The 14,407-nt window shown below is 64.1% G+C and carries 11 protein-coding genes; 7 read left to right on the forward strand and 4 right to left on the reverse strand.

Features of this window, described 5'->3' with window-relative positions:
* The 4 genes from secD to GXY33_08030 form a co-directional block, all read left to right on the forward strand.
* Positions 1 to 2,445: protein translocase subunit SecD (gene secD / locus GXY33_08015; GenBank protein ID NLX05074.1), on the forward strand; the 2,445-nt coding region annotated here is incomplete at its 5' end.
* Positions 2,446 to 2,470: 25 nt separating this feature from the next.
* Positions 2,471 to 3,283 carry a LysM peptidoglycan-binding domain-containing protein gene (locus GXY33_08020; protein NLX05075.1) on the forward strand — a complete coding sequence of 271 codons (813 nt, stop codon included), beginning with the start codon at positions 2,471 to 2,473 and terminating at the stop codon, positions 3,281 to 3,283.
* Positions 3,284 to 3,292: 9 nt separating this feature from the next.
* Positions 3,293 to 4,267 carry a DUF72 domain-containing protein gene (locus GXY33_08025; protein NLX05076.1) on the forward strand — a complete coding sequence of 325 codons (975 nt, stop codon included), beginning with the start codon at positions 3,293 to 3,295 and terminating at the stop codon, positions 4,265 to 4,267.
* Between the two features lie 60 nt (positions 4,268 to 4,327).
* Positions 4,328 to 4,585, forward strand: a complete 258-nt coding sequence (locus GXY33_08030) for a hypothetical protein (GenBank protein NLX05077.1) — start codon at positions 4,328 to 4,330, stop codon at positions 4,583 to 4,585.
* A 33-nt stretch (positions 4,586 to 4,618) separates the two neighbouring features.
* Here the strand turns inward: GXY33_08030 and GXY33_08035 are convergent, their stop codons facing one another.
* Positions 4,619 to 7,222 carry a hypothetical protein gene (locus GXY33_08035; GenBank protein ID NLX05078.1) on the reverse strand — a complete coding sequence of 868 codons (2,604 nt, stop codon included), beginning with the start codon at positions 7,220 to 7,222 and terminating at the stop codon, positions 4,619 to 4,621.
* Positions 7,223 to 7,516: 294 nt separating this feature from the next.
* Between GXY33_08035 and GXY33_08040 the strand changes: the two genes are divergently transcribed.
* A complete protein-coding gene (locus tag GXY33_08040) occupies positions 7,517 to 7,777 on the forward strand; it encodes a hypothetical protein (GenBank protein ID NLX05079.1) in 261 nt (86 codons plus the stop codon).
* A gap of 48 nt (positions 7,778 to 7,825) precedes the next feature.
* On the opposite strand, the gene GXY33_08045 is transcribed toward GXY33_08040, so the two are convergent.
* Positions 7,826 to 9,112, reverse strand: a complete 1,287-nt coding sequence (locus GXY33_08045) for an HlyC/CorC family transporter (protein ID NLX05080.1) — start codon at positions 9,110 to 9,112, stop codon at positions 7,826 to 7,828.
* 423 nt (positions 9,113 to 9,535) lie between these two features.
* Between GXY33_08045 and pheA the strand changes: the two genes are divergently transcribed.
* Positions 9,536 to 10,624 carry a prephenate dehydratase gene (gene pheA, locus GXY33_08050; GenBank protein ID NLX05081.1) on the forward strand — a complete coding sequence of 363 codons (1,089 nt, stop codon included), beginning with the start codon at positions 9,536 to 9,538 and terminating at the stop codon, positions 10,622 to 10,624.
* 50 nt (positions 10,625 to 10,674) lie between these two features.
* The gene (gene aroF, locus GXY33_08055; GenBank protein NLX05082.1) at positions 10,675 to 11,715 is read left to right on the forward strand and encodes a 3-deoxy-7-phosphoheptulonate synthase; all 1,041 of its coding nucleotides are present in this window, start codon (positions 10,675 to 10,677) and stop codon (positions 11,713 to 11,715) included.
* Here the strand turns inward: aroF and GXY33_08060 are convergent.
* Positions 11,707 to 13,920 carry a hypothetical protein gene (locus GXY33_08060; GenBank protein NLX05083.1) on the reverse strand — a complete coding sequence of 738 codons (2,214 nt, stop codon included), beginning with the start codon at positions 13,918 to 13,920 and terminating at the stop codon, positions 11,707 to 11,709. The two genes, aroF and GXY33_08060, sit on opposite strands and share 9 nt — an antisense overlap.
* Before the next feature lie 47 nt (positions 13,921 to 13,967).
* The coding region (locus GXY33_08065; protein ID NLX05084.1) for an HAD hydrolase-like protein at positions 13,968 to 14,407 on the reverse strand (440 nt) is incomplete at its 5' end.

The raw sequence follows: 14,407 nt of genomic DNA on the forward strand, positions 1-14,407 counted from the left end.
GCGAGCCTGTTTCTGGATCTGACGCGGCAGAACATCGGCAATGCGCTGCTGATCGTGCTGGACGAGAAGGCGATCAGCGCCCCGGTGATTCGGACCCAGATCAGCAACCGCGGCATTATCCAGGGGCAGTTCAGCCAGGAGGAGATCGAGTACATGGTGAACACCCTCAACGCCGGGTCGCTGGAGGCCCGGCTGAGGGACAATCCGATCAGCGTTCACAGTATCGGGTCGAGTCTGGGCGACGACAACCGGAAGGCGGGACTGCAGGCGGCGTTGCTCGGTCTGATCGCGGTGCTGGCGTTCATGGCGATCTACTACATGTGGGCGGGGATGATCGCGGACGTGGCGTTGATTCTGAACCTGCTGTTTCTGCTGGCGGCGATGGCCTCGCTGGAGGCGACGTTCACGATGGCGGGGATCGCGGGCGTGGTTCTGACGCTGGGCATGGCGGTGGACGCGAACGTGCTGATCTACGAGCGTTTCCGCGAGGAGAGCGCGAAGGTCCAGAGTATTCGGCTGATTATCAAGAACGGCTACGATCGGGCCCTTCCGCCGATTTTGGACGCGAACATCACGACGTTGATCACCTCCGTGGTGCTGTATTACATTGGCACGGAGGAGATCAAGGGGTTCGCGTTGACCCTGGGTCTCGGTCTGGTGATCAGCCTGTTCACCTCACTGGTGGTCACGCGGGTGATCTTCGACCTGCTGGCTCAGAAAGGGCTGATCAAGTCGATGCCGATGCTGCAGTTTTTCCGTCGGCCGCGGATCAACTGGATGGGCAAGCAGAAGTATTTCTGGGCGGCCAGCGGCACGTTGATCGTGCTGGGTCTGGTGCTGTTCCCGCTGCGCGGGCCGGAGAAGTACGACATCGAGTTCCGCGGCGGAACGGCGGTGCAGGTGGTGTTGAAGGAGCCGGGCAGCCTGGGTTTTGAGCAGGTTCGCGGCGAGGTCAAGGAGGCGGGCCGCGAGCTGGCCGCCTCGGCCGAGGCGATCGCGGGAGCGGAGCTGGTTTCGGATCCGCAGCAGCCGAATCGGTACCGGTTGAGTTTGCAGGGCGTATCGACGGAGCGGGCGGAAGCGGCGTTGCTCTCGTTCATGGACGCCCAGATCGAGAAGGGTTCGCTGCGGACGGTGGCCAATGAGACGGTGGCCTTCGCCATTCGCGGCGAGCTGGGCAAGGAGATGGGTCCGGAGCAGGTTGCCAAGTACATCAAGGAGACGGTGGCGGCGGAGACGCGCCGGACGGGCCAGCAGCTTGCGGACGCCCAGGTCCAGAGCGTGGGCGAGGCGGGCGACCGGTTCGAGATCGTGACGGTGGCGACGGCTCAGCAGTTGGTGATCGACGCGATCGTGGACGTCATGGGCGAGCAGTTGGAGATTCAGCCGTCGCTGGCGTTCGATCCGAACATCAAATACTACCCGGTGACGGCGCGCCGGCTGAGCGAGGTGGTCGGGACGAACGACCCGGCGTACGTCCGGGACGTGAGCGACTATCGGGACGGCGTGACGTTCGTGGTTCAAGGGATCGATCCGGCGGTAACGACGGAGGACATTTCGTCGCGTCTGGTGGCGATGCGTCAGCAGCCGGACTTCGAGAAGATGCAGTGGCGCGATTTCCGGGTGATCGGACTTGAGCCGGCGCCCGGCCAGGACGTGGCGAACCTGCCGGAGAACGAGATTCGGTATCAGAGCGTGGCGGTGGCGGTGTCGGATCCGGCGTACCCGTACGACCAGGACGAGGACCTGTGGATGCAGGAGCTGGTGACCAGCGAGTTGACCCTGGTGACGGAGGCGATGAGCCAGACGTCGGCGTTGGAGAAGGTGACGCAGTTTGGGGCGCAGGTGGCGGCGCAGGCGAAGACGTCGGCGGTTCTGGCGTTGATCGTGTCGTTCGCGGCGATCATCATGTACCTGTGGGTGCGGTTCGGGACTCCGCGGCACGGTCTGGCGGCGGTGATCGCACTGGCGCACGACGTGCTGATCTGCCTGGCGTTCGTGATGATCGCCCACTACGCGGCGGACGCGTTCGGGGCTCCGGGCATGCTGGAGTTCAAAATCAACCTGGCGCTGGTGGCGGCGTTCTTGACGGTGATCGGGTATTCGGTGAACGACACGATCGTGGTGTTCGACCGGATTCGGGAGACCCGCGGGAAGCTCAAGGAGATCAACGCGGGGATCATCAACGACTCGATCAACCAGACGCTGAGCCGGACGGTTCTGACCGGGGTGACCACGCTGTTGGTGATGGTTATCATGTACGTGTTCGGCGGAGAGGGCGTCCGGGGATTCAGCTACGTCATGGTGATCGGTACGATCGTGGGCACCTACTCGTCGATCGCGATCGCGTCGCCGCTGTTGCTGGGCTGGTTTGGACGTATCGGAGCGGCCGAGAACGATACCGCGACGGCTGCGCCGGAGGCCGCATACGCGAGGAAGGAGTAGTCCCGTTCGCACAGGGAGGTCGATCATGCGTACGGAAGCCAAGATCGCCATTGTCATTCTTCTGGTGGTGGTCATCGGGGCGTTGCTCTATTTCGGTTCCGGCGAAGAGCCGGCCCAGCCGCTGGGGCAGGAGGCGCCGACGGCCCAGACCGAAGGCGAGGCGACGGCCGCCGTCGACGAGGAAGTCGTTGGCGGGGAGTCGCCGAGTCCGACTCCGCTGGAGACGGTGGAGACGATCGGCGGGTCGGTGCCGCCGGTGGGCGGCCGGCTTGAGCCGACACCGCCGCCGGACCGGGCCAGCATCACGCTGGATTTCCGGACGGCCACGGCTCCGACGACGCGTCCGGGATTGGGCGTGGTTGGAGGTCAGACGGCGGGCGTGCGGCCCAATCAGCCGGCGAGCATCGAGATCGCGCTGGACGATCGGAACGGGAGCCAGCCGCCGCCGGGACCGAACGGGGTGGCGAAGGTGCACGTGGTCCGCAGCAGCGAGACGCTGTATGGGATTTCGGAGCAGTACTATGGTCGCGGCGACCTGTGGGTTCAGATCGCGCAGGCGAATCCGGACCTTCGCGATCCGTCGCGGCTGCGGGTCGGACAGAAGCTGGTGATCCCTCCGCAGCGCCAGGCGGAGCGACGGTATGAGGGGATCGCCAACCTGCCGGCCGGGTCGCGCGAGTACAAGGTGCAGGAAGGCGACAGCTACTATTCGATCTCTCTGGAGCTGTTGGGTTCCGGGTCGCGGTGGCGTGAGATTCTGGCGTTGAACAAGTCCCGCGTCGGGAGCGATCCGAGGGACCTGAAGGCGGGTCAGGTGATCGCGATTCCGGCGCGTTGATGGGAGGTCATGGGCCAGATCCGGATCGGCACCTCCGGTTGGAGCTATGACGATTGGCGGGGGATCGTGTATCCGCCCAATGCGCCGAGCCGGTTCGACCGGATGCTGTGCCTGGCGGCGCTGTTCGACACGCTCGAGGTCAACAGTTCGTTCTATCGCATCCCTTCGCTCAAGACGGTCGAGAGCTGGATTCTCCGTACGGCTGACCGGCCGGGATTCTCATTCAGCGTCAAGCTGCACCAGTCGCTGACCCATGAGCGCGATCCGGATCGGTTTGAGGGGCTGGTCCGGGAGTTCCGGGAGTTTGCCTGGCCGCTGCGCGAGGCGGGCAGGCTGGCGGCGGTGCTGATGCAGTTTCCGTGGTCGTTTGGTTTCACCGGCGACAATCTGGTTTACGTGGAGCGGTTGATCGACGCGCTGAAGCCGCTGCCGCTGGCGGTGGAGGTTCGGCAGCGGAACTGGCTGGATGAGGAGTTTCTTTCGAGCCTCCGGGCCAAGGGGGTGGCGTTTTGCAACATCGACCAGCCGCCGCTGAATCGGTGTCTGTCGCCGACGTCGGTGGCGACGGCGGACGTGGCGTACGTTCGGCTTCACGGGCGGAACGCCAAGGAGTGGTTCTCGGACGGGGCGGACGTCAATCAGCGGTACAACTACCTCTACAACAAGGAGGAGTTGGGCGAATGGGCGGGCCGAATAGAGGACCTGGCGGGCAAGGCGGGGCAGGTGCTGGTTTATACGAACAACCATTTTTGCGGTCAGGGGGTGGCCAACGCGCTGCAGCTTAAGGCGATTTTGCTGAACCGGCGGCTGGCGGTGCCGGCGCAGTTGATCCATGCGTTTCCGGAACTGCAGGAGATAGCGGAGCCTGACGCGGCGTCAGAGGCGGCGGACGGGTCGGCGGCCAAGGTATCGGACGAGAAGCCCCCAAGCAGGCGACCGCCGAGAGAGCAGACGGGATGGCTTTTTGACGACGCGGACAGCTAAACCCACCCTCGCGGCTCGCCGATATTCCCGGTAAAGGCCCGTATACGAGGAGGTCTGACCGTGAAAAAAGCCATATGGACCGTTCTGTTGGCCGGATTTCTAGTGGGTTACCTGACCACCGGCGCCGGCTGTGAGGCGACGCTGAGTCTGAATAACTTGCTCAATTCCGACTGCTTCGTGACTCCGGCGATCAGCGCCGAGGAGTACGACGAACTGCCGTTCTGGGAGAAGCTGGAGTACCACAAGAACAGCTGCGGCGTGTACGTCGAGCGTGACACGGACAACACGCTGGACGACATCACCGACTGGTTCGACTGAGCCGGACGGCGGATTTTCCGTCTCCGTCGGCCGCTATTGGGGCATCTGAAGCAGCACGACTTCGAGGGGCGCCAGTTCAAACGCCGCGCCGAGTTCTCGGCCGGTGATCAGGTCCACTATTTTTGATCCCACCGCTTCGCCTTCCAGGACGACCCTTTGAGGTTTTCGGTCGAAGTTGATCGCGTAGGCGATGTGGCGGTCTTCGAGGAGGCGGAACTCGACGTTGTTGGCCCGGCAGCGGATGGGCCGGCGGATGTCCGCCCGCTCGATGACCCGGTCGATGATCGGGCGTGACGCCTCGGTCTTGACGACCACGACGCGATCGGTGAGCTTCCTGAGTCCGGTCGAGTCGAGCGGCTGTTCGCGTTCGGTCATCTCCAAGCTGCGCTCAGCCATGGCGACGTGGCCGCCCCGTTTGACGAACTCTTCGATCCGCGCGAGGCCTTCGGGACTGACCCAGGCGCCATTCGGGATCAGGAGCAGTTTGTATCCGGCAAGGTCGGCGCCTTCGACGGCGTCGGGCAGGATCAGGTCGAACGGGCAATCCTGGAAGTAGGCCTGCTTGTACCATTCGAGGAAGCCCAAGCCGGAGCGTAGAAGGGCGACGTCGGCTTTGCGGTGATGGAAGGGGATGACGTGCTCAGCGAGTCGTTCGAGGTCGAGGGCGGTCCGGCCGGCGGCTTCGAGCATCCACGGCTGGGTCAGGAGGAGGAAATCGCCGGAGTCGTAGGAGATCCACGGGTGGGCTCCTCGGCGCTGACCGATCCACATGTAGGCGGCGTCGCGGCCGTGAAGCGAGGCTTGCCAGAACATGGCGCGGACGAACTGGGGCGGGGTCTGGGTCTCATCGTACGGGGCGATGTGGTACTCGCCGTCGATGATGGGCTTGTTTGGTGCGAGAGAGCAGTAGGTGTCGATGCAGACGGCCTGGGTCCAGAAGTCGGCGGCAAACCGCGGGTCGAGGCGTTCGTGGCCGTGGTCGAGCGGGCGCTGCCGGCCGAGGATGGGTTCGGGATAGTTGTCCATGCCGTTGCCGGAGAGGACGGCTGCAAGCCCCATATAGTCGGCGCCGAGGGTGCTCCAGTATCCGCCGTGGACCTTGACAAGGACGACGCGGTTCGGGTCGACCTGGTGAATCTGTTTGGCCTCCCAATCCACTTGACGAGTGACGCGGAACGCGGTGTAGCGGCCCATGTCGACTCGGGCGGCGCGAGTGCGCGGGACGTAGCGGACCTCGTCAAAGTCGGCGAAGTCTGTGTCCCAGAGGCGGTTGAGGGTTTCGATGTCGTTGTCGTAGGCCTGTCGGAGGTACTGCTGGAAGTCGGCGGCCTGGTAGTAGGGGCCTTCGGCGTACCAGAGTTCGTTGACGATCTGGAGGCTGGCAATGTGGGGGAGTTTGGCCAATGCCTGTGCCTGCGAGGTCAAAAGGGGTCCGCGCAGGGCGTCGAGGGCTTCGCTATCGATGTTGACGGCCATGAAGGGGTTGCGCTTGCGGCGGAAGCCGTTGGGATCGAGGGTCGGGTGCTGCTCGTACCACTCGCCCGGCACGTGGATCTCGGACATGAAGTCCAGGGCGAGGCCCTGTTGGCGGTCCTCTTCGGCGATGGCGGTGATCTGTTCGGGTATGGAGAACTCGTGGCGGCTAATGGCGTTGTAGCCGTAGGGGCGAAGGTTGGTGCTCCAGGGACTTTGCATGCCGGTCAGGATGACCGGGCGATCGCCGGCGTAGTAGTCGCCGTTTCGGACGGTCAGGTTGGTCGCATCCGGACGATCGGAGACGGCTTGGCCGGTTGCGGCTGAGGGTTGAGCCGTCTCAGCGGTGGTGCGTTCTGCGGCGTCGATGATCCACTGGACCTGGCGGACGGCTTGGTCCATGATGCTCTGGTTGGCGTGGTCGTTGGCGTAGGCGGCGTCGAGGGCGGACCAGCCGAGGGCGTCGCGGGCGACGTTGAGGGTGACCAGTTGATGGTCGGTGGGTTGGGCGGATTGCAGGGTGGCTTCCATGTCCGTCAGGGCTTCGACGGCCTGGGCGTAGAGCTGCTGGAACTTCTGGTATTGGCTGGAGAAGTCCGGCTGGGTTGGCGGTGTAGAGGGTGAGGGGGCCGGTTCGACCTTGTCGGCGGGACCGGAGCGGAAGTCTCGGAGTCGCATTTGATAGCGGCCGCTGCCGCGGACCTCGCCAGCCCGCGGTTCGATGCCCAGGATGATCGAGTCGATATCGCCGATTTGGCCGTCGGCGCCGTCGGCCCAGTAGAACCAGGGCTCGGCGATGGTGATTTCGATCGGGGTCCAGGTTTTGTTGGGCAGGCCGAAGCATTGGTAGGAGGCCCAGGTACCGTCGCGATCGGCGATGGTGACCAGGAGGTAGCCGACGTCCGGGGTCAGGACCTGGAACGAGAGGATTTCCGGTTTGGGCAAACTGAGACCCTCAGCGCGGATGGCGATGGCGCCGGAGACGGTCTTGTCGGCTTCGAAGTCCCAGACCAGTTCGCCGGCTTCGGCGGTGACGCGGCAGACGCGGTCGGGCGTCCAGGCGGCAGGGTTGGAGAGCGGGGCGAAGGGATCGGTTGCGGTCTGGGCGGCAGACGCACCAACGATCAGCAGGGAGAGCAGAAGCGTGGCGAGAGCTCGGGACATCGAAGGTCTCCTTTTCTGTGTGTCGTTGCGATAGTATACGGCGGGCCAGCGGGCCGGTTGAACTAATTTGGCCGCTGGTCCAGGTTTGGACGTTTCATCTGTGAAACATGGGTTTCACATCCGCGACGTGGAGAGAGGTACTGGCGGGAGGTTGACGGCGAGTTGATCGCTGTAACGGCTTGTCAAGTCGTGAGTTGTACGATATGCTGGCGGGCTATGGGTCCGCGGTACGGTCTTTGCAGTTGAGATGGTCGGCCAACGAGGTCTGGATTGCGAAAAAGGAGCGGAAGAACGATGGAGAAGAAAGAAGACCGGATCCAGGAGAAGATTCAGCAGTTGATCGGCCAGATCCAGGGGATGCCGGAGCCGCAGCGGTCCCGCCTGATGGAGCTTGCCCGGGAGACCCAGGAACGTCACGAGCAGCTCAAGGCGACGTTCGCCAAGATTCACGAAGGGGTGGATCACCTCCGGCTGCACGTGAAGTACCTGCTGTTCGACCTGGAGGCGACGCGTCGGGAGAATCAGCAGCTCAAGAACATGCTGCGCGGCAAATAGCGGCCACGCTCGGCCGGCGTTGGAACAGTGCGGCGGAGCGGCGGTCGGCTAGATCGCCCCGTTCGCTTCGTTGCGGACTACTTCTTCGGGGAGGATTTCCAGGCGGACGTGGCCGATTTTGCGTTCGCTGGCGTCGAGGACGGTAAAGAGCAGGTTCTGGTACTGGAAGGTCTCGCCCTGGACGGGGATCCGGCCGAGGCTTGAGAAGATAAAGCCGCCGATCGTCTCGTAGTCCTCGCTTTCGGGCAGATTCAGTTCGTACTCGTCGTTGAGGTCGTCGGTGCGCATGCGGGCGTCGATCTGGAGGGTCTTGGAGTCCAGTTCCTTGATCAGCGGCGGTTCGGCCGGTTCGTACTCGTCGGTAATATCGCCGACGATCTCCTCGATCAGGTCTTCAAAGGTGACCAGGCCGAGTGTCCCGCCGTACTCGTCGAGGACGATGGCGACGTGGATTTTTTTGTGGCGGAACTCGGAGAAGAGGCTGCGCAGGAGCTTGGTTTCGGGGACGAAGTAGCAGGGGCGCATGACGTCGCGGACGGAGAAGCCGTTGGGGACGGTGTCGAGGAACTGGAGGAGGTCCTTGACGTAGAGCATTCCGATGATGTTGTCGAGGCTTTCCTCGTAGACGGGCAGTCGGCTGTGGCCGTGCTCCTGAATGGTCAGCTTGAGCTGGTCGAGGGAGGCGTCGGCGGCGACGGCGACCATCTCGGTGCGCGGGGTCATGACCTGTCCGACGGTGACCGAGCGGGTTTCGATGACGGACTCGATCATGCGGCGTTCCTGGGAGTCGACGACGCCCTCTTCCTCGCCCTCGTGGACGGCTTCGAGGATTTCCTGTTCGACGGCGTGGTTGCCCTCGGGTTCGATGGAGACGCCGGCAAGTCGTCGGACGAGCAGGTCGATGGCGTCCATGAAGGCGATCAGCGGGGTCATGACGAGCTTGACAGCCCGCAGGAACGGGAGGGTGGCGGCGAGGAACGGCTCGGCGGAGTATCGAGCCCAAGCGTAAGGAATCGCGACGGAGAAGACCGAGAGCAGGACGATGGAGATCAGGAAGGCGTAGACAAGGATAGGCAGGTGCAGGACTCCCTGACTCAGCCCGTTGGCGATGGCCAGGACGAGGGCCAGGTTGGCCGAGGTCCGGATGACGGCTGAGGTCAGGAGGAGCCTGTGCATATCCTCCTGGACGATTTCGAGATGGTCCTCATTCCCCCGATGCGTCAGCAGATCCTCGAGTTTCATCCTCGAGTATGCTTTGAGTGCAAAGTTCGCTGCCGAGAAGAACAGGCTGATTCCCAGTATGGCCACAAGGAGGCCAAAGTACCAGGTGTCCACTTGCTTGGCTCCACCCGCTTCGCCGGAAGAGACCCCGCCAGGGGGTTGGGCCGGTTTCTTTGCGGCCCGATCTCAGCCGATCGAAGACTTCGTCCACCGGTGAGCCCTGTCGAGCTCCTGGCCACCGGCGCAGTCTAAATAAAACTGCTTGAAAATAAAAATCTAACGGTATTATAGCATTCTTTGTCCCGCTGAATCAATTATTTTAGCGGGAAGAACGGTTTTCAACCGCTTGGACAAGTTATTTTTCATCTCCGAGATTTTTCATTGGGTGGTTCTTGAAACGGGGTTGTGCAAACATTTAAAGTTGTTAAATGTACATAAAACTGTTGATGGCGGGTGCCGGACGGGCGTTTTGGTTTGACCGGAAGGGGGAGCGGCTCGATAATGAGGGTTAACTTTTTGCCTGTTAAAGGGTTGTAGATGGCGGAATCTGAAGACCGGTTGGCGGCGTTGCGTCGTCAGATCGACGAATTGGACGAGCAGTTGGTGGAACTGCTGAACCGCCGGGCGCAGGTGGTGGTCGAGGTGGGGGCGCTGAAGCGGACCAGCTCGATCTCGTACTACGCCCCGGACCGCGAGAAGGCGGTGCTGGACCGGATCATGGCGTTGAACAAGGGGCCGCTGCCGTCGAAGGTGCTGGTGGCGATCTGGCGGGAGATGATGAGCGGGTCGCTGCTGCTGGAAAAGCCGCTCCAGGTGGGCTATCTGGGCCCGGAGGGGAGCTATTCGCACCTGGCGGCGACGGGCAAGTTCGGGGTGAGCGTCGATTACGTTCCGTTTCCGGACATTCGCAGCATTTTCATCGAGGTGTCGCGGCGTCACTGCGATCTGGGGGTGGTGCCGGTGGAGAATTCGGTGGGCGGGACGGTGATCGACACGCTGGACGCGTTCGTGGAACTGCAGGTGAAGATCTGCGCGGAGACGATCGTGCCGATCCATCACAATCTGCTGGCGAATTGCCCGATGGAGCAGGTCAAGATCATCTATTCGAAGCCGGAGGTGTTCGCCCAGTGCCGGAACTGGCTGGCGACGCAGATGCGCGAGGTGCAGACGATGCCGGTGGCGTCGAGTTCGCGGGCGGCGGAACTGGCGGCCAAGCAGCCGGAGGCGGCGGCGATCGGTTCGGCCCTGGCGGCGGAGCTGTACGATCTGAAGATCGTCTGCGAGAACATCGAGGACAACCCGAACAACTGCACGCGGTTTTTCGTGATCAGCCCGGAGTCGGCGAAGCGGACGGGCCGGGACAAGACGGCGATCATGTTCATCACCGCGGACAAGCCGGGCGCGCTGGCGGGAGTGCTGGAGGTCTTCCGGCAGTACGGGCTGAATCTGACGAGCATCACCTCGCGGCCGTCGCGGAAGCAGACGTGGGAGTACTACTTCTTCGTGGACGCGGAAGGGCATCAGGAGGACACGAACGTGTCGGCGGCGATCCGGGCGGCGAAGGAGCATTGCTTGCAGTTGCTGGTGTTGGGGTCGTTTCCGCGGGCGCCGGAGCCGCTGATCTGAGACGGTGGCGGGAGAAAGAGACCTATCCTTTTGGTGACAGGTAGCGAACGATGATTATCATTCTCAAACCGGGGGCGGATGACCGGGTGGTCGAGGCGGTGGTGGCTCGGATCGCCGAGTTGGGTCTGGCGCCGCACATTTCGAAGGGGCGGTTCCGGACGATCATCGGAGCGATCGGGGAGGAGCGGGTGGAGAATATCCCGCTGATCGAGGAGATCACCGGGGTCGAGCGGGTGGTTCCGATCCTTAAGCCGTACAAACTGGCGTCTCGGGAGTTCCATCCGGACGACAGCGTCTTTGGGGTGGGCAACATTCGGATCGGCGAAGGGACGGTGACGATCATCGCGGGGCCGTGCGCGATCGAGAACGAGGAGTGGCTGCGCGAAACGGCGGGCGCGTCGAAGGCGGCTGGGGCGCACGTGCTGCGGGGCGGGGCGTACAAGCCGCGGACGAGTCCGTACAGTTTTCAGGGGCTTGGCGAGGAGGGTTTGAAGCTGCTGCGGGCGGTGGGCGATGAGACGGGCATGCCGGTGATTACGGAGGTGATGGACCCGCGCGACGTGGCGAAGGTGGAGCGGTACGCGGACATCATTCAGATCGGGGCGCGGAACATGCAGAATTTCAACCTCCTGCTGGAGGTCGGTCAGACCCACAAACCGGTGTTTCTGAAGCGAGGATTGTCGGCGCCGATCAAGGAGTGGTTGATGTCGGCCGAGTACATCCTGTCGCGCGGACACAACAAGGTGATGCTGTGTGAGCGGGGGATTCGGACGTTCACCGACGAGACGCGATTCACGCTGGACGTCTCGGCGGTGCCGATCGTCAAGGAGGAGTCGCATCTGCCGGTGTTCATCGATCCGTCGCACGCGACGGGCCGGCGGAGCCTGATCGCGCCGATGACGCTGGCGGGGATCGCGGCGGGCGCGGACGGGGTGATGATCGAGGTGCACGCGTGTCCGGACAAGGCGTTGTGCGACGGTCCGCAGGCGTTGGTGCCGGCGGCGCTGGCGGAGTTGATGGGGCACGTGAAGCGGCTCGCGTCGGTGTTCGGCAAGCGGATGGCGGACGATCCGGAGGCGGCGTTACCGTAGCTGCCAGGTCCGGCGGAGGATCCACTCGCCGATCAGCAGAGCGATGAAGGCGGCGAGCATGGGGTTGCGGTGGTCAAAGCTTCGCCACTGGCCGAACTCGCGCTGGGTTTGGGCGCGTTGAAGGTATTCGCTTTTGAGGCGGCGAAGGAGCGGGCCGAGGTCTTCGGGCGAAAGGGGTTGTTCGGTATTCCCAGCCTGGGCCCAGCGGTGGAGGTTCTGGCGGTTGAGCGCGACGCGGGCGAGTTCCTCATCGATTTCCAGGACGTCGATGGTCTGTTGGTCGGTCAGGTCGCGGTCCTGGAAGCGGGCGGTTGCTTCGACGAGGTAGCGGCCGGGCTGTTCGAGGGTGAGCGGGCAAAGGTAGTGGTCGTCGGCTGGCTTCATGGCGGCGGGCGGGATGTCGTGCGGGCCGGTGATCCTGAGTTGGACGGCGGGTTGGGTGGTGGCGTGGGCCTGCAGGTCGAAGACGTGGCAGACCAGGGCGAGCGCCTGGCCGGCGGTGGTCCAACTGCTGGAGGGGTTGAGGATCAGTTGCGGCGGCTGGTCGCCGGCGACTTCGCGGCCGGCCAGATGGCGGAGGAGTCCGCCCCAGAAACCGCGGTAGAGCTGTTCGGTGACGGCGGGTTGCGGGCTCAGGGCCCAGTTCCAGGTGCTTTCGGTGGCGAGGATGGCGGATTTGCCGCAGCCGACGTTGCGCATCGCCAGCAGCGGGTCGGCGTTTGGGGTTTCCAGCAGGACCGTGGTGGCTGGGGTCGGCGAGCCGATGCGGAAAAAGCCGTCGAGTTTGGCATCCGCGTTTTGCGGGGCGGTTGGCGAGAGGAAGTCGGCGAGGGCTTCGAAGGCTGGGTTGGCGCGTCCGGCGGCTGAGAGGGCGGGTCGCAGGTCCTGCTTGGACCATTCGACCTTTTCGGTGGGGCTGATGGCGAGGATGTCAGCCAGAGGGGTGCGGGCGAGCTGGTGGGTGTCGCCGCCGGCGATCACGAGGAGGGCCTTGCCGCCCTCGACGGCTTGGCGAATGAAGGCGAACTGCTCGTCGGTGAGGGTGCGGGTGGAGATATCTCCGATGACGATGACGTCGAAGTTCTCGTAGTCGCTCTTTTGGCTCCAGATTTGTTCGGGTTTTTCCAGGTCGGGGCTGGCGGAGACGAGGAACTTGCCGGGGCGGACCTGAACGAAGCTGACGAACTCGACGGCGGGTTCGGATTCGAGGAACTGGCGGAGGAAGCGGTACTCGGGGCGGAGGCGTCCTTCGACGATCAGGACGCGGAGCTTTTCCTTGACGGCCAGGAAGTGGCGTCGCTGGGCGTTGTCCTGATCGGAGGCCTCAGCGGCGTTGGTCGGAGGGGCGAGGGCGAACTCGGCTTCTGTTTTGCCGGGGCTCTTGGGTTTGAGGGTGACGCGGAGTTGTTTTTGGCCGGTGGGGCCTTCGGTGGCGACGCGGGCGGCGGGCGGTGAAACGTCGGCGAGCTCGGTTCGCAGTTCGGCTGGTGCGTCGAACGAGCCGGACCACTGGACCTGGGCCGCCAGGTCGTTTTCGCCTCCGGCGGTCAGGCGGATGGGCGGGTCGACGAGGGTCAAGGCGAGGTTGGGTAGAGCGGAGGCGGTGGCCTCGTCGCCGACGGCGATGAAGTAGACCGGGCGGCTGAGCACTTCGACGGCTTGGGCCACGTCTTTTCCGGAAAGGTCGTTGCCGTCGGTCATGACGATCATGGCCTGGAGTTGGTCGGCGGGAACGAGAGCGGGCAGGCGATCGAAGGCGGCTGAGAGGTTGGTGGTCGGGCCTCCGGGCGCCAGGTCGTCCAGGTCGTCCAGTCGCACGGGTTCGGCGCTGTCGTCGACGCGGATCGCGGCGGCGGACGGCTGGTCACGGAGCAGGTCGAGGTTTTCGGCGAGGAAGGACTTGAGGTAGTCGAGTCGCGGCCGGCCGCGGGCGTCGGCGACCGACATGGAGCGGGAGGTATCGACGGCCAGGACGATGCGGGATTGGTCTTGTGGCGGACGGGAGTAGCTGAGGGCCGGCTTGAAGAGGAGCACCAGGAGCAGGAGGAGGGCGGCCAGTCGCAGTCCCAGCAGGAGGGCGGCGCGTCGCGGCGGCAGTTCGCGAAACACGCGGCGGTAGAAGAGGACGGCGGTGGCGACGGCGGCGAGGGTCACCAGGATGACCGCAGTGGGATTGGCCTGCCAGATCAGCTCGTAGCGCTCCATGCCGTTACTCTACGCGAGTCGGTCCCGATCGTCAATCGACAGGCGGATCACTGGGCGGTGAGGCGTCTGAACCAGGGGGTTTGGATCAGTTCGGCAATGCCGGAGACGGCCAGGTCGGCTTGGACGCCTTTGTTTCGCGGGCGGCGGTTTCCGGCGATCCAGACGGAGGTCAGGCCGAAGCGGAGGGCCATGCGGACGTCGGTGTCGGGATTGTCGCCGATCATGGCCATCTGGGAGGGGCGCAGGCCAAAGTGCTGCTGGGCGAGGCGGATGACCCAGCGGTTGGGTTTGCCCGCGATGTCGGTCGGACGGATGCCGGTGGAGGTCTGGATGCAGGCGAGCAACGAACCGGTGTCGGGGATCGGGCCGTCGGGTGTGGGGCAGTTGAGGTCCGGATGGGTGGCAAAGAGCCTGGCCCCGGCCCGCAGCAGGTCGCAGGCGGTTCGGAGCTTGGCGTACGTCAATTCGGTATCGAAGCCGACGAGGA

This window comes from Phycisphaerae bacterium, assembly GCA_012729815.1.
Lineage (GTDB): Bacteria > Planctomycetota > Phycisphaerae > JAAYCJ01 > JAAYCJ01 > JAAYCJ01.